Source organism: Xylocopilactobacillus apis, assembly GCF_033095965.1.
Lineage (GTDB): Bacteria > Bacillota > Bacilli > Lactobacillales > Lactobacillaceae > Xylocopilactobacillus > Xylocopilactobacillus apis.
In genome coordinates, this window is record NZ_AP026801.1 from 677,836 (window position 1) to 699,284 (window position 21,449).

Here is a 21,449-nt window from a genome sequence, read left to right on the forward strand (position 1 = left end):
GATGGATTCTTTATCGCATTAATGCAGAAACAAGAAGCTTAGGAGAATATGAAATTTTTTCAAAAGACTGATATAGGCCTAAAAAGAGAAAATAATGAAGATGCAATTGGCGTTTTTACGAATAAATCGCAAGAAACATTGGCAATGATTGCTGACGGAATGGGAGGACATCTCGGAGGAGATGTTGCTTCCAATATTGCCCTAAAACTCGTTGGAACTTCATTTGAACAAACTAAAGATTTGAATGCAGAATCATTCATTTCTTGGGTGGATGCCGAGTTATTTAAAGTAAACGACACTATTATCGAGCAATCTGAAACAACTATGAAACTCCATGGAATGGGGACGACTTTTGTCGGTGTTTTTTTAAGTAATCAAAAACAAATTGTATTTGCTAATTTAGGCGATACAAGGGGTTATTTATTTAGGTCTGGTAGCTTAGAACAAATAACTGTCGATCAGACTTTGGTGAATGAACTTCTTCATAAAGGCGAATTGAGTGAAGAAGAGGCTGAAGTTTTCCCTAATAAAAGCATTATTACTAGTTCTTTAGGGGTCGATAAAAGAGTCGATGCAGTATATAAAACAATAGATTTAAAGGGTGATGAAATTATTCTTTTGAGCAGTGACGGATTAACTAATATGGTTTCTGATGACGAAATCTCTAAGGAACTGTCCTCGAATGCCGCTCCGCAGCAAATTGTTGATAATTTAGTTGAAAAGGCAATTAAAAACGGTGGACTAGATAATATTTCAATTATTTTAGGTATTAGCGATAGAGGAAGTGATCAATCATGATGGAAAAAGGATACTCTGTCGGCGGCCGATACCGGATTATTCGCGAAATTGGCGAAGGTGGGATGTCGGTTGTTTACTTAGCCCATGATTTGATTTTAGATCGTGATGTTGCAGTTAAAGTTTTAAAATATGATCTGCAGAACAATCCAGAAACAACCAGACGTTTTGAGAGAGAAGCAATGGCGATCTCTGAATTGAACCACCCTAATATTGTTAGCATTTATGATGTGGGAAATGATCATGGAATGCAATATTTGGTAATGGAATATGTTGACGGGACAAACTTAAAGGAATATTTAAGAGATAATTTTCCGCTTCCGCTGGAGAGAATTCAGCAGATTATGGAACAGATCCTTTCGGCGGTGGCTCACGCTCATTCGCAAGGAATTATTCATCGTGATTTAAAGCCGCTTAATATTTTAATTAATAAAGACGGCAATATTAAAATTTCAGATTTTGGAATAGCGATGGCCTTAAACGATGAAGGGATGACTCAAACCAACTCAGTTTTGGGGACGGTCCATTATCTTTCACCAGAACAGGCTAGGGGAGCGCAAGCTACTAAACAGTCTGATATTTATTCACTTGGGGTTATTTTGTATGAACTTTTAACGGGTTCAGTTCCTTTTGTTGGTGAGACCCCTGTTTCAGTAGCAATTAAACACTCTCGTAACGACTTACCTTCCGTTAGACAAAAAGATCCAAGTATTCCGCAGTCATTTGAGAATATTATTAGTCGAGCAACCGCGAAAGATCCGCAAGACCGTTATGCAAATGTTGAAGAGATGATGGGAGATGTTAAGACAGCGCTTGATTCTGACCGGATTAATGAACCGAAGTTGTTTATTAATCATGACGATAGTGAAGCGACTCGTTTAATTCCAACTCATCCAGTTAGCGATCTCGATGATCAGGATTTGTCTAAGATGCCTGAAGGAGGAATTTTACCTTCTGAAGATGAACCAAAAGATTCAAAAAAACCTAAAAAGAAATGGTCAAAACAGAAAAAGATTATGGTGATTGCCGGTGGAGTGACTGCTGCAATTGTTTTAATCATGCTGTTAGTTTTACTTTTAAATCGGAAAAAGAATGTTGAAGTTCCGGATGTAACAAATATGACTCAAGCCCAAGCGGTTTCAATGCTGAAATCTAAAAAGCTTAATATTAGTCCCAAAGTTGAGAAGGTTAGTGACAGCAAGGTTAAAGCTGGTAGTGTTATAAGGACAGATCCATCGGCGGATTCTAATGTTAAAGAAGGGGACAGTATTAAACTGTTTGTAAGCACGGGGACACCTTCTTATAAATTAGATGATTATACTTTTAAACCTTTTTCAGATGTTAAAGATAGGCTGGAGCGACATGGCATTAAAGTGAAAGTTAAAAAGAAATATTCTGATACTGTTAAAGAAGGCTTAATTATGAATCAGAGTGTTAAATCTAGTCGGCGGATTTCTAAAGGCAGTACGATAACTTTAACGGTCAGCCGCGGTCAAGAGAAAGTGGAGATGATTGATCTTACTGGCTATTCACGTAAAAGCGTAACTGATTTTGCTAATGATCACGGTCTTAAGAAGATTGAGGATCCTGCTCAATATTCTAATGACTATGACAAAAATACGGTAATGGCCCAGACTCCTGCTTCTGGAACTAAGCTGAAGAAAGGTGATGAATTTCATGTTACTTTCTCTTTAGGTCCGAAACCACAAGAAACGGCTTCATCGTCAAGCAGCAAATCTAGTTCAAATGATAGTAATTCTCAATCTAATAAAAACGAGAATGATAATGAAGTTTCATTTTCAGTTAATATTATTATTCCTTACCAAAATAATAAAGATGGTGATACAGCGCCGGCTAATGCAAATCCTGAACAAAACGATGTAAAAGTTTATTTAAGTGATGCACATCATAATATTAGTGATTTATACACTGAAATTAAGATTAGAAAAGATACTCAGATAACATTACCTTTTACAGTAGAAAAAGGGCAACGAGGTCAGTATCGAGTTGTTTCTGACGGTCAGTTAATTATGTCTGAAAATGTAACGGCACCGTAAATAATATTTTTACAATGATGGGGGTTGCTCATTAATGGTGGAAATTGGGCAGATAGTTGATGAACGTTATCAAATTATCCAAGAGATTGGAAACGGTGAAAATTCGACTGTTTATTTAGCTCACGATTTAATATTAGACCGTAAAGTAGCAATAAAAATTTTAATAGTCCCGCTTCAGTCAGGGTCACAAAAAAGTCAGCATTTTGAAGAAATAGCTGCTGCAATGTCAGAATTAAATGATCCCAGAATTGTTAATATTTATGATATTGGCAACGATCATGGCAATCAGTACATTGTGATGGAATATGTGTCGGGAACCAATTTACAAGAATACCTGCAGATGAATTTTCCTTTAAGTTTTGAAGAAATTCAAAGGATCATGGAGCAGGTTCTTTTTGCAGTTAATGCAGCTCATTCAATGGGTTTTATTCATGGTGACTTGAAACTGAGCAACATTTTAATCGACGATGAGAAAAATATTAAAGTTAGTGATTTTGGTTTGTCCAGTGCTTTAAAGGAAATCGGAATCAAGCCAATTAATGTGACAGACATTTATTATTTAGCACCGGAGCTGCTGAAAGGGGGATATCCTAGTAAACAATCTGATTTGTATTCTTTAGGAATTATTTTTTTTGAGTTGCTCAATCAATCGTTGTTTCTCATTGATGGAGATCCAAATTCGATAACTGTAGATCAAATGACTTCAATTCGTCAAAAAGATCCCCAAATTCCGCAATCTTTTGAGAATATTATTACTATTGCGATGGCATCAGATCTTAATAATCGTTATCATTCAGCTGGGCAGATGTTAGATGATTTGAATACTGCTCTAAAAAGTGAACGATTTAATGAACCTAAAATTATTTTTGATAAGCCTGATTTTTTGCCGGAGTCGTCTAATTCAAAAGAAATTTTGGAAGAGTTCCCTGAACCTGAGAAGCCTTTAAAACAAAAAACGCACTGGAGTGATCAAAAGAAAATTTTTGTAATTGCTACGAGTGTGATTGTTTTTGTATTTTTACTTTTGACTTTAATTTTGCTTTTAAATCACAAGAAAAGTATTGAGTTAACGGATGTCACCAATATGACAGTTAATGAAGCAACATCAGCTTTAAAGGAGCAAAAACTAGTCATTAGTCCAAAAGTCGAAAGAGTGAGTGATAAAACTATTAAAGCAGGTCACGTAATTAAAACAGACCCACCAGCACGAACAGTTGTTAAAGAAGGTTCAACTGTCAGGCTCTATGTCAGTACGGGAGTTCCAAAAACTAAAATAGAGGATTATTCTTCACAACCTTTTTCAGAAGTAAGTGATATTTTACGCCGCAAAGGGTTAAAAGTTGAAGTAGAGAAGGAATACTCAGATAAGATTAAAGAAGGATTAATTATTTCACAAAGTATTGAATCAGGTAAAAATGTTCCTGAAGGGACCTCAATTACTTTAACGGTCAGTAAAGGTGTTGAAACATTTACGATGGATAATTTAATTGGTTCTTCGGGTGAAGATGTGATTGATTTTGCAAATCGAACTGGTTTGAATCAAATTGCAGATCCTCCACAATATTCCGATCAATATCCAGCAGGAACGGTAATGTCTCAACAGCCTGCTTATGGTTCAAAGTTAAAAAAAGGTGACAGTTTCCACGTTACGCTTTCTCTTGGCCCTGAACCGAAAAAAAATCTTCCAAATGATTATGACACGGATGATAGTGACAATTCAAATGACTCTGATTCAAAAGATAGTGACACAGATAGTGATTCTAAAGACTTAGTGGTTGAAGATCTAATTGGAATGAGTTTAATAGAAGCCAATGATTATGCCAGTGATAATGGGTTAAATGTAGTTGAAGATCCTGCTAAGTTTTCTGATAAGTACGAAGCTGGCCAAGTTATTTCTCAATGGCCGTCCAAAGGGGCACACATAAAAGAAGGAGACACAATTCATATTACATTATCTAAAGGGTCACAACCCTCTAATGGCACATCTCATTGATAATAAGTTATAATTGTTGATTAAATGCAATAGAAAAGAGAAAAATAATGATAGTTCCTTCAATTTTGAATGCTAATTTACTGAACTTAAAAACAGATTTACAAGAGTTAGAAAATTTAGATATTGAAATGATTCATGTTGACATTATGGATGGCAATTTTGTACCAAATATTTCTTTTGGTTCAAGTTTTGTTGAAGCAATTGCTCAAGAGACAACATTAAAGCAAGATATTCACTTAATGGTACAAAATCCTGAACGGATAATCGATCAATTATTAGAAATTCAACCAGCTGGAATAACGTTTCATTATGAAGCAACTCATGATAGTTTTCGACTTTTAGAAAAAATTAAATCAAAAGGGGTTAAAGCGGGCATTGCATTAAATCCCGGTACCTCTTATGAAGCAATTGAAGCTGCGATTATGGCAGCGGATCGAGTTTTGGTGATGACAGTAAATCCGGGATTTGGCGGGCAATCATTTATTAAACCAATGCTTCATAAAGTAAGAAAATTAGATCTTACAAAACAAATTAATCAATATTCGTATCAAATTGAGGTTGATGGGGGTGTCAATGAACAGACAATAGCATTGTGTCGTGATGCAGGAGCAGATGAGTTTGTGGTTGGTTCATATATTTTTAACGAAACTGATTTAACAAAACCAGTTTCAAAATTACGAAATATTTTAGGTTCTGAGCAATAAAAAAAGCAACTACATTAGTTGCTTAAACTCTAGTAAGCTTACCAGATTTTAAAGTTCGAGCTGAAACCCAAACTCTTTTCTTTTTGCCGTTAACTAAAATACGGACTTTTTGTAAATTTGGTTTCCACGAACGACGGCTAGAATTTAAAGCGTGCGAACGGTTATTACCAAATGTGGTATGTTTACCTGTAAAATAATCTTTTGCCATTTGTCTGCTCCATTAAAAAGTATCTTAAAAATATTATCATCAAAGATGTATTTTTGCAAATTATTAGTATTATAGAGAGAGTAATTTTGAGTTTTGCGGTACACTAACATTATTGTTTTATTTTTGTGAAAGGAGTTCTCAATGGGACTGAAAGTTAATACAAAATATGGTAAGGTTGACGTTTCAAATCGGGTAATCTCAACAATTGTGGGAAATGCTGTAGCTGATGTGTTTGGAGTTGTTGGTCTTGCACCTAGTCGTAATCTTCGTGATAATATTTTAGTGTTGTTGAATAAAACAAATTATCAAAAAGGAATTCAGATCAAACAGGTAAAAGGCGAAATTGAAGTAGAGGTTTCTGTTGTAGTTGGTTTTGGAATGAAGATTTCAGAAATTGGGAAGAATGTTCAAGATCGCATTAGGTATAATTTAGAATTGATGTTGTCTGTAAGTCCTTCAATCGTTAATGTGGTTGTACAAGACGTAAAGTTGATTGATGATTAATGAGAATGGGGAGTACCATTGAGTAAGCAAATAATTGATTCTGATATTTTCAGAGATATGATCAAGATGGGAGCACACCGTCTAAATAAGAATGTTGATTTTATCAATTCATTAAATGTGTTTCCAGTTCCTGATGGTGACACTGGGACTAATATGAACCTGACTTTTCAAAGTGGTGCTAAATTTGTTAATGAGTCAGAATCTAAAAGCGTTGGTGAACTAGCCGTTTCTTTTAGTAAAGGCCTTTTAATGGGCGCTCGAGGAAATTCTGGAGTAATTTCATCGCAAATTTTTCGCGGATTTCAAAAATCAGTCAGCGAAAAGGAAACTTTAGATGCCAAAAGTTTTGCTGCTGCTTTACAGCAAGGAGTTGATTCAGCCTATAAGGCTGTTATGAAACCAGTTGAAGGAACAATTTTAACAGTTGCTAAGTATGCTGCTCATAGTGGCCTCGAAGCAGCAAATCAAAGTGACGATTTGGCAGAAGTTATGGAGGCGGTAGTAAAAGGAGCTAAAGAAGGGCTTAAAAAGACTCCTGATTTACTTCCAGTCTTAAAAGAAGTTGGTGTCGTTGATTCTGGCGGTCAAGGGCTTGTTTTCCTTTATGAAGGATTTTTAAATGGAATCAAAGGTGAAGTTAACGATGACGTTTATACCCCGAGCGATGAACAGATGAACGAAATGGTTAATGCAGCTCATCACCAAAGTGTTCAGAGTCAATTAGCAACAAATGATATCGAATTTGGGTATTGTACGGAAATGATGATTACTTTAGATCCAGAGGTTCATTTTGATCTTTCGGAATTTAGAACTTATTTAGATCAACTAGGGAATTCACTTTTAGCTGTTTCTGATGATGAAGTAGCGAAGGTTCATGTCCATACTGAAAGTCCTGAGAAGGTTTTTAGTTATGGAGCTCAATTTGGTCAACTAGGTAAAATTAAAATTGACAATATGCGGCTGCAGCATGAGACAATTATTGAGAATGATAGCAATAGTGATAAAGGCGATGATATTACTACCGAAATAATAGTTGTTGCCCAAGGTAAAGGGTTGATTGAATTAATGAAGAGCTTAGGTGCAACCCACGTTATTACTGGTGGTCAAACAATGAATCCGAGTACTGAAGACTTCTTAAAAATTTTAAATCGGACTCATGCTAAAAATGCGATTATTTTACCAAACAACGGGAATGTTTTAATGACTGCCCAAGCAGCTGCCAGTTCAGTAGATCTGCCCGTTGAAGTGATTGCAACTAAATCGATTCAACAAGGTATCTCAGCACTGTTCTCTTTTGTTAAGGAAAATTCTTTATCAGAAAATGCTGAAATGATGAAAGAAGATATCATGATGGTCAAATCGGGTGAAGTGACCAATGCAGTTCGTGACACTAAAATTAATGGTATCGAGATTCATTCAGGTGATTTTATGGGGATTGCAGATGGTGAAATTGTAACAACTGCTGAAAGAAGACCAGACGCCTTAATTCAATTAATTGAACATATGATTGATGATGATAGTGAAATTGTTTCAATTTTTTATGGAATCGATGCTTCTAAACGAGAAGCCGCAAAACTTGAAAGTGAAATTCAAAAGAAATATCCCGATCTTGAATTAGAAATTCATGCAGGAGATCAAGCAGTCTATCCATATCTTGTTTCAGTTGAGTAAAGATGGTCAAAAGTAAAAGTTCGCATTTATATGAATCTGTTTCGATTCTTTCGGGGGTCGGTGCTAAGAAAGTTGAAGCACTTAGTGGTCTCGGAATCAGAACGGTGATGGATCTTTTTTATTATTTTCCTTATCGGTATGAGGATTTTTATGAACAAAATGTTTATAATCTGGCTGATGGTGATAAGGCGGTTTTGCATGGTCAAGTTGTAACTACACCTGTGTTAAGCAGATTCGGTTATAAAAAGAGCTCTTTACGATTTAAAATGGAAGTGCAGGATCTTGTAATTAACGTTGTATTTTTTAATCAGCCTTATTTACGGGATAAAATTATGATTGGTGAGGATCTTGCTGTCTATGGAAAATGGGAACAGGCAAAGCTTAGCTTGACTGCAAGTAAAACTGTGGACTTGAAAAAGACCGACCAGTTGGAGCCAGTTTATTCAACAACAGCTTCTATCAAACAGTGGGCAATTCGAAAACTAATTAAATCAGCTTTTGAAGATTATGGCTCTGAGTTAATTAATATAGTGCCTAATGAAATCAGAGATCCGTTACATCTGATGGATGAACACGACATGATTTTTAAAATTCATTTTCCTAAATCATATGATGATGTGAAAGAAGCACGGCAGTCAGCGGTTTTTGAAGAATTTTTTCTGTATTTAGGCCGTTTAAAGTGGTTGAAAAAGGATGACGATCAACTCGGAATTCAAGTTAACTATAATCTAAATGAATTAAAACAATTTATTGAAACTCTACCCTTTGAATTAACTGATTCGCAAAAACATGCAGTTAACGAAATTTGTTTTGATTTAAAAAGTGAACAGGCAATGAATCGCTTATTGCAGGGAGATGTTGGATCTGGTAAAACAATTGTGGCTGCACTGGGTATTTATGCAGCTTTTACTGCGAAAATGCAAAGTGCTTTAATGGTTCCAACAGAAGTTCTTGCAGCGCAGCATTACGATAATTTAAAACAACTTTTTAATGATACTAATCTTCAAGTTGCACTTTTGACAAGTGGGACCTCAAAGAGTGAGCGGAAAGCTTTACTTGAAGATTTGAAAAACGGGAAAATTGATCTATTAATTGGAACTCATGCATTGATTCAGCCAGATGTGGAATTTAATAATTTGGCATTTGTAATTATTGATGAACAGCATCGATTTGGTGTTAATCAAAGAAGAGCTCTAAGAGTTAAAGGTTTAATGCCTAACATTTTATCAATGACTGCAACCCCAATTCCTCGAACTCTAGCAATTACTATTTACGGAAGTATCAAGATATCGACCATTAAAGAAATGCCGAAGGGTCGTTTGCCAATTAAAACTATTTGGGTAAAAGGAGCAAGCGATCCATTAATTGATCGAGCTGTGCGATATGAACTAGAACATGATCATCAAGTTTACGTCGTAGCTCCTTTGGTCGCAGAATCTGAAACAATGGACCTAAGAAATGCTGAAGAAATTTATGATCAATACGTGCAAAATTATCCCAAAGTGGAAGTTGCATTGCTCCACGGAAAGATGAAGCCGGATGATAAAGAGCAAATCTTGAACGATTTTGCTGCCAAAAAGTATCGGATTTTGGTCTCCACAACGGTTATTGAAGTTGGTGTTGATGTAAAAGATGCAACTTTGATGATTATTTATGATGCAAATCGATTTGGCCTTTCGCAACTGCACCAGCTTCGAGGGCGTGTAGGACGCAGCAGTATTCAGTCTTATTGTATCTTAGTTGCTAATCCGCAAAATGAAGTTGCCAAGAAAAGGCTTGAATTGATGGTTGAATCAAATGATGGATTCTTTCTGGCGGAAAATGATCTTAAATTGCGAGGTGCAGGTGAAGTGTTTGGTAATCGTCAGTCTGGTGAAATTAATTTTAAAGTCGGTGATCCGCTAGAAGATCAAAAAAGTCTGCAGCTAGCAAGAGACGCAGTTGATCAAGTATTTAGCAAAGATCCAGAATTAACTGATGCAGAGAATCAAAACTTTCATGAATTTTTAGTTCATACTAAAGATCAAGACGAAACTATTGATTAAAGTGGTATATTTATATGATCAAGCTAAAGGAGTGAGTGATGAAAATTGCAATTGATGCGATGGGAGGAGATTTTGCTCCCCAAGCAGTCGTTGAAGGGGTACAGAAATTTTTAAGTGAAGATCAAGAAACTAAGATTAGACTATTTGGTCAACAAGAAGCAATAGAAAAACTAATCGAACCTTCGAACCAGCTTGAAATTATAAACACTACTGAAGTGGTTGATGGTAATGATGAACCAGTAGCTGCAATTAGACATAAAAAAGATTCATCACTTGTTCGAGCAGCTCAAGATGTTAAAGAAGGTAATTCCGATGGTTACTTATCTTTTGGTAATACAGGGGCAGTTTTGGCAGCTGGAATTTTTGTCATTGGACGGATTAAAAATGTTGAGCGGCCAGCCTTAATGCCAACTTTGCCGACAAAGGTCCTAAATACATTTTATAACATGCTTGATGTTGGAGCTAACGCTGAATCAAAAGTTAAATATCTAGTTCAGTTTGCCCAAATGGGCTCAATTTATGCGTCTGATTTAAGAGGCGTAAAAAAACCAATTGTAAAATTATTAAATATTGGATCTGAAGAGCATAAAGGAGACGAACTGCATCAGAGTGTTTATCAAGAATTAAAGCAATTGAAAGAAATTAATTTTCAGGGTAATATTGAACCCAACGAAATTATGGATGCCAAGGCTGATGTGATTGTAACTGATGGTTTCACTGGGAATGCTGTCTTAAAAACAATGGAAGGCACGATGAAAACAGTTCTACACCTTTTAAAAGATTCCTTAATGTCAGGCAATCTTAAAACTAAGATGGGAGCCCTTTTAGTTAAAGGAAGTCTTGGTAATTTAGCAGAACAATTTAATAATTCTCGTTTTGGCGGTGCTGTGTTGTTGGGGGTTAATGCGCCAGTGATAAAAGGGCATGGAAATTCTCAGCCGGAAACAGTATACTATGCAATTAAGCAGGTTAAAGAGATGATTCAAGGACAGACTGTTCAAAAATTTAAAAACTTGTATGAATGAGGTTAAAAATGACTGACGAAGAAATATTCAATAAAATAAAGGATGTTATTATCCAACAATTTGAAATCGATCCAGCTAAAGTAACACCCGATCTAAACTTTAAAAATGATTTAGATGCAGACTCAATTTCACTATTAGAATTTTCGCTAGAGCTGGAAAATGAATTTGGCAAAGAAATATCCGATGATGATGCAGAAAAGCTTCAAACTGTACAAGATGCGGTAAACTTTATCAAAGCACAAAACTAAAGCCCTAAACAAAAAATTGAAGAAAAATTCATTTTTAGGGGCTTTTTTAGTATAATTAAAACTATTAGTTTGGAGGAAATGTTTTGGATACGGAAAAAGATAATACGCTTTTAGAGATTGAGCACCTACACACGTCTTTTCGAATAGGCGAATCATTTTATGATGCTGTGGATGATTGTTCGTTGAAACTGCATAAAAATGAAATCTATGCTCTAGTCGGAGAATCAGGTTGTGGCAAGTCGACGCTTGCGACCAGTATTATTGGTTTACTAGATGCAAAAAACTCGAAAATTGAGGGATCAATAAAATACCGCGATCAAGAGTTAATTGGGATGAATTCTGATGAATATGACAAGATTCGGGGCGAAGATATTGGAATGATTTTCCAAGATCCATTGTCTTCTCTAAATCCTTTAATGCGGGTTGGGGATCAAATTACGGAATCTCTGTTATATCACACAAAAATGACTAGTGAAGAACGCGAAAAGAAGGCGTTAAGTTTACTTGAAAGAGTTGGGATTGTAAATCCTGAAGAGACTTATCGCAGATATCCTCATGAACTTTCAGGCGGAATGCGTCAGAGAATTATGATTTCAATTGCTGTAGCCTGCAGTCCAGAAATAATTATTGCAGATGAACCTACAACCGCGCTTGATGTGACAATTCAAGCTCAGATTATTGATCTTTTAAAGGATATTCAAAAAGAGAAAGAGTCAGGAATTATTTTAATTACCCATGATCTTGGTGTTGTTGCTGAAACTGCTGATCAAGTAGGTGTAATGTATGCTGGTCAAATTGTTGAAACTGGCAGCGTTTATGATATCTTTGAAGATCCAAAACATCCTTATACCCGTTCACTATTAAACTCAATTCCTCAAGCAGATTCATTGGGTGATAAATTACATGTTATTCAAGGGAACGTTCCGCCGCTAACCGAAATGAAGCGTTCCGGCTGTCGTTTTGCACCACGAATTCCGTGGATTCCTGATTCTGCACACGAAGAAAATCCAACATATCATGAAGTGGGAGATGGACATTACGTTTTATGTACGTGTTATCAAGATTTCCACTTTGAGGATCAATAGTAGGGGTAATCGTTATGAGTTTAATTGAAATAAAAAATTTAAAAGTCTGGTATCCCATTAGAGGTGGATTTTTTAACACAATTAAGGGGTATGTAAAAGCCGTTGATGATGTAACCTTTGACATTGAAGAAGGAGAAACATACGGCTTAATTGGGGAGTCTGGTTCCGGTAAAACAACAATTGGAAAGTCAGTCGTTGGAATTGAAAGAGTTTCTTCTGGCTCAATTCTTTATAAAAATGAAGACGTTACAAAATCGCATAATCGTAAATCACTCAAATATAATCGTGACGTTCAGATGATCTTCCAAGATTCACTTTCAAGTTTAAATCCACGTAAGCGGATCTTTGATATTATTGCCGAACCAATGCGAAATTTTGAACACCCCTCCAAAACTGAAGAGAAACATCGGGTTAAAGAATTGCTCGACATTGTTGGAATGCCTTCTGGTTCAATGTATAAATATCCGTTTGAATTTAGTGGCGGACAGCGTCAGAGAATTGGAATTGCAAGAGCAGTTGCAACTCACCCAAAAGTTATTGTTGCAGATGAACCTGTTTCAGCACTAGATCTCTCAGTTCAAGCACAAGTTTTAAATTATATGCAGGATATTCAAAAAGAATTTAATATCTCTTATCTTTTAATATCACATGATTTAGGGGTTGTGCGTCATATGTGTAAAAATCTTGCAATTATGACTCGTGGAAGATTAGTAGAAGTCGGGACTCGTGAAGATATTTATAATAATCCGCAGCATATTTATACTAAGCGTCTTTTAGCAGCGATTCCGGATATTAATCCACGTAATCGAGAAGAAGATACAAAAGAACGTCTTAAAGTTGAAAAAGAATATGATGAAGACGAAAAGTCTTGGTATGATAAAGATCATCGGGTTCTTGATTTAAAACCAATATCAGAAACTCATTTTGCAGCAGTACCTGAAGAAACGCTGAAATCAAATGAAGGGGGAGAGTAAAAATGTGGAAAACAATTTTAAGACGAGTTCTTTTAATGATCCCGCAAATTATTATTTTGAGCATTTTGGTTTTTTTCTTAGCCAAATTAATGCCGGGCGACCCCTTTAGTGGGAAAATTACCCCGAAAACTGATCCCGCAACGATTGCAAGATTAAAACAGCAACTGGGGTTAAATGATCCACCGTTGGTTCAGTATTGGCATTGGGTTGTTAATGTCTTTCATGGTAACTTGGGGATGAGTTATACATATGAACGTCCAGTGATTGGTTTAATAGGTGAAAGAGCCGCAAATACTTTTTGGCTTGGCTTGTTAACGGCAATCCTAACTTATGCTTTGGCAATTCCTTTAGGAGTAATTGCAGGACGTCATGAAGGACAATGGCCTGATCGAGTTATTGCTTTTTATAATTTTATCGTTAATGCAATTCCGCCTTTTGCAATTTACTTAATTCTCTTAATTCTATTTTCATTTATTTTGAAAATTTTTCCTTCCAGTGGAACCGTTTCTGCTAATGCTCACGGATTTTTCGGAGTGGTGATGTCGCGGCTGTACCATATGATACTCCCGGCAATTGCGATGACGTTATCAGGAACAATTAGTATTGTTCAATACTTACGTTCAGGAATTATTGATAATACGCAGGAAGATTATGTTAAGACCGCTCGTTCAAAAGGGGTACCAGAAAATGTTATCTTCAGAAAACACATTTTAAGAAATTCATTTTTACCAATTGCTTCTTCAATTGGATTGACAATTCTTAATTTACTTAGTGGAGCTTTAGTAGCTGAACAGATCTTCTCATATCCGGGGATGGGACAGTTGTTTATGCAGTCAGTAATGAGTCGTGATTATTCGGTAATGATTGCGTTAACGTTATTGTTTGGAATCTTAACCCTGATTGGTAATTTACTGTCAGATATAATTATGAGTATCGTGGATCCACGGATTAGAATTCAGTAGGTGAAGTTATGGAAAATAAAGATCAAAAAAATGAAAAATTAAATAATCAAGAAGAAGTAACCCCATCTACCTTTAAAGTAATTTACCGGGAAATTATTCATGATAAGCTGGCAATGTTTTCGCTTTTTGTTGCCTTATTCATTATTTTATTTTCACTTATCGGCAGCTTTTTCTTAAACCAAAATCAAATTTTAAAAGTTGATATTATGAACTCTTGGTTAAAACCGGGACAAAACGGACACCTTTTAGGAACTGATAATTCAGGTTACGATTTATTGGGATTTTTAATTCTTGGTGCCAGAAACTCTATTTTGATGGGATTTGCTTTAGCAATCATTATTGAAGTTGTTGGGATTTTTGTTGGTTTGATAAGTGCATACTTCGGGGGAGTCGTTGATTTAATCATTATGCGGATCGTTGATTTCTTTATGATTTTGCCGTTCTTAATGACGATTATCTCAATCGTTTCAATTTGGCAGCACTATACACCTCTTAATTTAGTGCTGTTAATGGCCGCATTTTCTTGGATGGGGACAACTCGTTTAATGAGGTCGCTTGCTTTATCTCAAAGAGACCGCGATTATGTTTTGGCCTCTAAAACATCAGGAACTAGTACATTTGCCATTATTTTTCGAGAGATTCTTCCTAATATCTCAACTTTTATTATCACTGATTTTACGTTAACTCTTGCTAGTATGATTGGTTTTGAGGTCACACTTAGTTATCTAGGATTTGGTTTGCCGACAAGTGTTCCAAGTCTTGGGACACTGATTGGATATGCAAGTGACACTAACTTTATGTTGACCTATCCATGGGGCTGGTTACCGGCGTTAATTTTATTAATTGTTTTAACTGTTAGTATTAATTTTTTTGGTCAGGCTTTAAGAAGAGCAGCTGACGCAAGACAAAGAACAGCATAAAAAAATAAATAAATTTGTAAAAATATTCAAAAACTGGTATAGTACGATTAAAATTTATTTTGTTGGGAGATGAATTTATGATTAAATTCAAAAAAGCCTTGACTACGGGGATAACATTATTGGCGACAACAATGCTAGTTGCTTGTGGGTCAAGTAGTTCAAGCAGTAGCTCTTCAAGCACTGATTCAAGCAAGAATGATGCAGCTAAATCTTCACTTAAGTTTAAAACTGCTACCAAAAAGGGCAATACAATGGGCGGCACTTTAAATGTAGCTGAGATTAATGACACTCCATTTACAGCTTTATGGCTGCCTGAAATTCAAACTAGTGCTATTGATGCGGATATTATGAGATGGTCGTATGAGCCGTTGTTTAAAACTGATGAGCATTTCAATTTTGTAGATGGTGGACCAGCAGATATTAAGCTTGATAATAAGGCAAAGACTGCCACAATCACCCTTAATCCTAAGTTGAAATGGTCTGATGGTGAGAAAGTAGTTGCTAAAGATATTGAGTATCCTTATGAAATGGTAGCTAATAAAGATACGATTACTGAAAGATATAATGATCAGTATGAAAATATCGAAGGCGTTAAGGAGTATCACGAAGGAAAAGCAAAGACTATTTCTGGAATTACTTATCCAAACGGTGAAAATGGTGATAGCGTTGTTCTTCATTTTAAAGAAATGAAACCAGGAATGGACGTTTCAGGTAATGGTTGGTTCTGGGAAAATGCTGAACCTTATCATTACTTGAAAGATGTTGCATTTAAAGATTTAAAATCTTCAAAGAAGAATAATACTAATCCTGTATTTTATGGTCCATATAAAGTAGATAATATTGTAAGCGGACAGTCAGTTACTTTTGTACCTAACAAATATTACTATCAAGGGACTCCACATTTAAAGAAAGTTACAGTTTCAATCGTGAGCCCAGCAACGTTAGCGCAACAGATTAAAGCTCATAAATATGATCTAATCGATGTAAAGTCAAGCGTTTGGGATAATGTTAAGAATACTAAAGGTTATGATTTCTTAGGTGTAAAACCGCTTGAATATTCATACATGGCATTTAGAGTTGGTAAATTTGACAAAGATAAAGGTACTATCGTTCAGGATCCAAATGCCAAAATGGGTAACGAAAAATTACGTCAAGCAATGGCTTATGCAATGAATGTTGATCAAGTTGTTGAGAAATTTAGTCATGGCTTAGGTTATCGTGATACAACTCTAGTTCCAACTGGTTTTGGTGAATTCCACGATTCTAAAGCTAAAGGCTTCCCTTATAACCCAACTAAGGCTAAGAAACTCTTAGACGAAGCTGGATACAAGATGGGTAAAGATGGTTACAGAACTGATCCTAAAGGTAAGAAATTAGTTATTACTTTAAGTGCAATGTCTGGGAAACCTGAACAACAGTCTATTATGGATAATTACATCCAGAAATGGAAAGATGTTGGTCTCCATGTTAAATTAATGAATGGTAAATTAACTGAATTTAATTCCTTCTATGATAATTTGACAAAAGATGCTAAAGGATTTGATATCTTCATGGCAGCATGGTCACTTTCTACTGAGCCAAGTAATGCAGCAACAATGTGGAGCGCAAATCAGCCAATGAATTATGGTAGATTTAATAGCGCTAAGAATAACCAATTGATTAAAGATGTTCAATCTGAAAAATCTATAACTGATCATGATTATTTTGTTAATGCAATGATTAAGTGGCAGGATAATATGAACAAGGAAGCTTATATAATTCCTATCGATCGTGCATATAAAGTAACTGCCCTTAATAGTAAAGTTGAAAACTACTCACAGAAATTAGCTGATCAACAAAATGCTACAATGAACTATTACAAGATTGGTATCAGCAAATAATCTAAGTAGATTTAAAAAACTAGGGAAACCTAGTTTTTTTTTACTCAAAAATTAGCTGAATGAATATTTTTTTCTTTAATGTAGCTTTTGATTCTTGTATAATCACAATTATGGATACAAAAATAGAACGAATAATAAAATTACAGAATAAATTAGAAAGTCGCTTTGGAATTAAAGTTGACTATGCTCTTTTAGTTCAGGCCATGTCACATACTAGTTATATTAATGAAATTAATGAAGACCGTTCTAAGAGTTATGAGAAGTTGGAATTTTTGGGTGATGCAGTTCTTCAATTTGTAATCACCTCGTATATTTATAAAAATTACTCTGATCTTGATGAAGGAGAATTGACGAGATTTCGGGCTAATATTGTCCAGTCTGCAAGTCTTAGTCAATTTTCACTTGAAATTGGACTTGATAAAGCAGTCTTACTAGGACAAGGTGAATTAAAAAATAGCGGCAATAAAAGAAGATCATTAATGGAGGACGTTTTTGAATCTCTTTTAGGAGCGATCTATTTAAGCACGGGTTTATCCGATGTCGTTAAGTTTTTAAATGAAAGCGTCATTAAAGATATCAAAAATGGCACTTTAAAAATGAATGTCGATTACAAAACAACGCTGCAGGAATTACTTCAAGAAGACGGGACTATAAAGATTGAATATATTCCGCGAGAGCACATTGATCAGAAAGAGGACTGGACGACAGATCTTTATGTTAACGGTGAATTACTAAGCAGTGGAATCGGTCATAATCGAAAATTAGCGGAGCAGGAAGCCGCAAAGGAAGCACTTCAAAAAATTCAAACAGATAAGGAAAATTGATCCTTGTATTTAAAATCTTTAACATTAACAGGTTTTAAATCTTTTCAAAAAAAGACAACAATAGATTTTGACCCGCAGATTAATGGGGTTATTGGCCCTAATGGTTCAGGTAAAAGCAACTTAATTGAAGCAATCCGTTTTGCGATGGGTGAACAATCCGGGAAAAGTCTTCGGGGAAATACCATGAAAGACATTATTTTTTCTGGCTCAGAGACTGAAAGTGCCTTAAATCGTGCGAAGGTTCAAATTGTTTTAGATAATTCTGATCATCTTCTAAGTGAATTTGGTGACTTAGTCGAAGTTGGAAGAACTTTGTATCGTGACGGGACTTCTGATTATCAGATTAATAAACAGAATGTCCGTCAAAAGGATGTTCAGAATTTATTCTTAAGTGCTGGTCTTGGTCGAGACACGATGGCATTTATCAATCAAGGTAAAGTTCAAAGTATTATTGATAGCGACCCAGTTTCTCGCCGGGGCGTATTTGAAGAAGTTGCTGGTGTTTATAAATATAAATTAAATCGTCGTGAAGCAGTAAGTAATCTTGATGCGACTGATTTTGAGGTTCAACGTCTAAAGGACCTCTTATTTGAGTTAAACAATAATTTAAAGCCTTTAGAGGTCGAAAGTAAAAGAGCCACTGAATATTCTAATTTAAAAGAGTTATATGATCGCATTCATCTTTTTAGCATTGTCAAAAAAATTGATCAGTTAGTTTCTAAACGTGAACAAAAAGAAGTTCAGCAAAAGCTTTTAAATGAAGATTTAATATCTAAAGATCAACAGATTCAAAGTTCTAAACAGCAATTACAAAAATATACTGAACAATCTAATCAGCAGCAAATTGAACAAGATGCGCTGCAGCAAAAATTAGTTCAAATTATTAAAGAACGTGACGATACTAGTTCAGAGCATCAAGTTTTACTGACCAAAAAAGATCAGCACGAAAATCAGATAAAAGAACTAGATGAGCGAATTATTGTTTTGCGCAAAGAAGCTAAACAGATTACTTCTGAACAAGAGTCGACGACTCAGAATATTCAAAAAATTACTGATGAATTAGTACTTAAAGAAAAAGAGCAAAGTGCTTTTGTTGAAAACAGCGGTGCCAGTTTAGAGGAATTAAACCATCAACTTGATGAGCTAAAAGAACAATATTTTGACCTGTTGAATAAAAAAACAGGTTTAAGAAATGAACTGAATGTTTTAGAGAGTGCTCAAACTGCAGGAAATAACTTAATTGCTAGTTATCAAAAACGGATTGATGAAAAGTCAGAAACTTTAACTGAATTAGATCAGCAATTAGAAGCAATAAATAAAGAAATTCAGTTAAACCAGACTGCAATTGAAAATAATCGCAAGAAAATTGATGAATTAACTAGTCAGCGAACAGAAATTCAAGCAATGCGTTCCAAATTAGAGCATGAGATAGCTTTAAACAACAATAAAAAGCAATTATTAAGCGGTCAAATCAGAGATTTAAAAAATCAAGAACGTGCGATGAACGGTTTTTTTGAGGGTGTTAAAGCAGTTATTCAAAATTCAGAACAAATTGGCGGAATTGTTGGGACAATTTTCCAATTAGTAACCGTTCCTGTTAAATATCAAAAAGCACTATCAGAAGCTCTAGGCACTAGGTTTCAAAACATTGTCACAAGTGATGAGGTTTCTGCAAAGCGGGCAATTAGTTATTTAAAGAAGGCTAATAAAGGAAGGGCAACTTTTTATCCGCAAGATCGGATTCAAGAGCAGACAGTTAGTGATTCTTTGAAAGATCAATTAGCTCAAGTTCCTGGGTTTTTAGGAATTGCAATTGATTTAATAAGTTTTGATGAGAAATATCGTAACGTTATTTCCAATTTTTTTGGTAAATTAATTATCGCCGAAAATCTTGATGAGGCGACTAAAATTGCCCATTTAACTCAAAGTCGTTATCGAATTGTCACATTAGATGGTGATTTAATAAATATTGGCGGTTCGATGACGGGTGGAAAATCAAGTACCCGAAACGATTATTTCCGTCAAACCGAAATTGATGAGAAAGCTAAGCTTTTAACTGAAGTAGAGAGTAATATTTCTAAAAATGAGGTTGAAGATAAAAAGCTTATTTCTAAATCGCAGGAAATTGAAAAACTTTTAAATCAGTGTCGGTTAGAAGTAGAGTCTTTACGTAAAGAAACAGAAGAGCAGAATCGACTGCAGGCGCAAATTAATGCGAAAAGAAATAGTGTTAATGAACAAATTGAAGAACTAAAATTAGAAATTTCTGAACAGGAAAAACACCAGCAGAGTGCCGAAAAAATTGAAGAGTTAAAAGGGCAATTAAAGGAAAATTCTGAAACTACTACGAAACTTGATCAAGAAATGGCTTCAATTAACGAACAAGTTGATAAACGGTTACGTGAGGATGAATCAGGAAAAAGAAGTGAGTTAGAATCAGCACTCGCTACCTTAAGGGAAAGAAAGCTTAATTTAAAGCAGCGTCAAAAGGATTTTGATACTCAACTTAAAAAGAATCAGACTGAACAAAAAACAACTCAAGATCGAATTGAAAACTTAAAAAATGATCTTAAAAATTTGATTGTTGAGATTAAGGAATCATCAGATAAACTTAAACAGTCAAACGATCGTGAACAAAAACTAAATGATGAGAAAAAGGCGTTAATTGAAAAGTCTCAAGAAATAACTTCAAAGCATTCAGAATTAGATCGAAAACTTGAATTACAGCAAAAAGAGCGATCTGATGTTGCTGAGAAGTTAAATGATCTAACAGTTCAGTTAACTAGGTTTAAGGTTCAATTAGATTCACTTTTAGACGATTTATCAAATGAATATGAAATGACCTTTGAAGGTGCAAAGCATTTTGTAGACGAAAATGAGCTAACCGATGAAGAACTAAAATCAGATCCTCAGAAATTACAAAAGAAGCTGCGGGATTTTGGTAATGTCAATTTAGATGCGGTTAATGAATATCAAAAATTAAAGGAACGAGTTGATTTTTCTGAAAAACAGCTGAATGACGTTTTGCAGGCAAGAGTTGAGCTGCAGGAGTCAATTGATAAATTAGATGATCGAGTTCGGGATCTTTTTAAAGAAGCGTTTGATGCAGTAAATGAAGCTTTCCAAGAGATTTATCCAACCATGTTTAGTGGTGGAACGGCAGAGCTGAAATTAACTGACCCGGATGATTTACTAAAAACTGGAGTTGAAATTGTTGCTGCACCCCCTGGCAAGAAGACGCGCTCACTTAGTTTACTTTCAGGAGGAGAAAAATCACTAAGTGCGATTACTTTACTTTTTGCGATAATTAATGTTAGTACCGTTCCTTTTTCAATTCTTGACGAGGTTGAAGCAGCTTTAGATGATGCTAATGTTGATCGTTTTAGTCAGTACTTGGAACGGTTTAATGGGAAAACTCAGTTTATTATTATTACTCACCGACGTTCAACAATGAGATCTGCACAAAGGCTTTTTGGCGTTACAATGGTGGGGACAGGAATTTCCAAGATGGTATCGGTGAAGCTTGACGATGAGCTTACTAACGAGGAGTAACG

General features: G+C 35.3%; 17 protein-coding genes. 16 read left to right on the forward strand and 1 reads right to left on the reverse strand.

All coding sequences use genetic code 11. The annotated features are described in order from the left end of the window. Window positions 1-48: 48 nt before the first annotated feature. The 4 genes from R8749_RS03145 to rpe are packed head-to-tail and all read left to right on the forward strand — an operon-like array spanning window position 49 to window position 5,549. Complete coding sequence (locus R8749_RS03145; protein ID WP_317697944.1) at window positions 49-798, forward strand: Stp1/IreP family PP2C-type Ser/Thr phosphatase; 750 nt, start codon at window positions 49-51, stop codon at window positions 796-798. After that, entirely contained in the window at window positions 795-2,852 is a 2,058-nt protein-coding gene (gene pknB / locus R8749_RS03150) for a Stk1 family PASTA domain-containing Ser/Thr kinase (RefSeq protein WP_317697946.1), read from the forward strand. The genes R8749_RS03145 and pknB overlap by 4 nt, the downstream gene beginning before the upstream one ends. 34 nt (window positions 2,853-2,886) lie before the next feature. Then, window positions 2,887-4,845: a Stk1 family PASTA domain-containing Ser/Thr kinase gene (locus R8749_RS03155; protein ID WP_317697948.1), complete on the forward strand. Its 1,959-nt coding sequence runs from the start codon at window positions 2,887-2,889 to the stop codon at window positions 4,843-4,845. A gap of 47 nt (window positions 4,846-4,892) precedes the next feature. After that, complete coding sequence (rpe, locus tag R8749_RS03160) at window positions 4,893-5,549, forward strand: ribulose-phosphate 3-epimerase (protein ID WP_317697949.1); 657 nt, start codon at window positions 4,893-4,895, stop codon at window positions 5,547-5,549. Window positions 5,550-5,571: 22 nt separating this feature from the next. Here rpe and rpmB read toward each other — a convergent pair whose 3' ends face one another. Continuing rightward, complete coding sequence (gene rpmB, locus R8749_RS03165) at window positions 5,572-5,757, reverse strand: 50S ribosomal protein L28 (protein ID WP_317697950.1); 186 nt, start codon at window positions 5,755-5,757, stop codon at window positions 5,572-5,574. Window positions 5,758-5,898: 141 nt separating this feature from the next. Between rpmB and R8749_RS03170 the strand changes: the two genes are divergently transcribed. The 12 genes from R8749_RS03170 (at window position 5,899) to smc (ending at window position 21,447) form a co-directional block, all read left to right on the forward strand. Beyond that, window positions 5,899-6,261, forward strand: a complete 363-nt coding sequence (locus tag R8749_RS03170) for an Asp23/Gls24 family envelope stress response protein (protein ID WP_317697951.1) — start codon at window positions 5,899-5,901, stop codon at window positions 6,259-6,261. Window positions 6,262-6,318: 57 nt separating this feature from the next. After that, entirely contained in the window at window positions 6,319-7,932 is a 1,614-nt protein-coding gene (locus R8749_RS03175; protein WP_317698498.1) for a DAK2 domain-containing protein, read from the forward strand. A gap of 2 nt (window positions 7,933-7,934) precedes the next feature. Continuing rightward, window positions 7,935-9,977 (forward strand): ATP-dependent DNA helicase RecG, encoded by a 2,043-nt coding sequence (recG, locus tag R8749_RS03180; RefSeq protein WP_317697952.1) that lies wholly within the window; start codon window positions 7,935-7,937, stop codon window positions 9,975-9,977. Window positions 9,978-10,012: 35 nt separating this feature from the next. Further along, window positions 10,013-11,002 carry a phosphate acyltransferase PlsX gene (gene plsX / locus R8749_RS03185; protein ID WP_317697954.1) on the forward strand — a complete coding sequence of 330 codons (990 nt, stop codon included), beginning with the start codon at window positions 10,013-10,015 and terminating at the stop codon, window positions 11,000-11,002. Between the two features lie 8 nt (window positions 11,003-11,010). Further along, complete coding sequence (acpP, locus tag R8749_RS03190; RefSeq protein ID WP_317697956.1) at window positions 11,011-11,250, forward strand: acyl carrier protein; 240 nt, start codon at window positions 11,011-11,013, stop codon at window positions 11,248-11,250. An 83-nt stretch (window positions 11,251-11,333) separates the two neighbouring features. Continuing rightward, window positions 11,334-12,335: an ABC transporter ATP-binding protein gene (locus R8749_RS03195; protein ID WP_317697957.1), complete on the forward strand. Its 1,002-nt coding sequence runs from the start codon at window positions 11,334-11,336 to the stop codon at window positions 12,333-12,335. Window positions 12,336-12,349: 14 nt separating this feature from the next. Then, window positions 12,350-13,309 (forward strand): ATP-binding cassette domain-containing protein, encoded by a 960-nt coding sequence (locus R8749_RS03200; protein WP_317697958.1) that lies wholly within the window; start codon window positions 12,350-12,352, stop codon window positions 13,307-13,309. Window positions 13,310-13,311: 2 nt separating this feature from the next. Next, window positions 13,312-14,271, forward strand: a complete 960-nt coding sequence (locus tag R8749_RS03205) for an ABC transporter permease (protein ID WP_317697960.1) — start codon at window positions 13,312-13,314, stop codon at window positions 14,269-14,271. Between the two features lie 8 nt (window positions 14,272-14,279). Continuing rightward, on the forward strand, window positions 14,280-15,191 hold the full coding sequence (locus R8749_RS03210; RefSeq protein ID WP_317697961.1) for an ABC transporter permease: 912 nt from the start codon (window positions 14,280-14,282) through the stop codon (window positions 15,189-15,191). A 77-nt stretch (window positions 15,192-15,268) separates the two neighbouring features. Continuing rightward, window positions 15,269-17,071, forward strand: a complete 1,803-nt coding sequence (locus R8749_RS03215) for an oligopeptide ABC transporter substrate-binding protein (RefSeq protein ID WP_317697962.1) — start codon at window positions 15,269-15,271, stop codon at window positions 17,069-17,071. A 110-nt stretch (window positions 17,072-17,181) separates the two neighbouring features. Then, the gene (gene rnc, locus R8749_RS03220) at window positions 17,182-17,895 is read left to right on the forward strand and encodes a ribonuclease III (RefSeq protein ID WP_317697963.1); all 714 of its coding nucleotides are present in this window, start codon (window positions 17,182-17,184) and stop codon (window positions 17,893-17,895) included. 3 nt (window positions 17,896-17,898) lie between these two features. After that, window positions 17,899-21,447: a chromosome segregation protein SMC gene (gene smc / locus R8749_RS03225; protein WP_317697964.1), complete on the forward strand. Its 3,549-nt coding sequence runs from the start codon at window positions 17,899-17,901 to the stop codon at window positions 21,445-21,447. The last annotated feature ends 2 nt before the right edge of the window (window positions 21,448-21,449 follow it).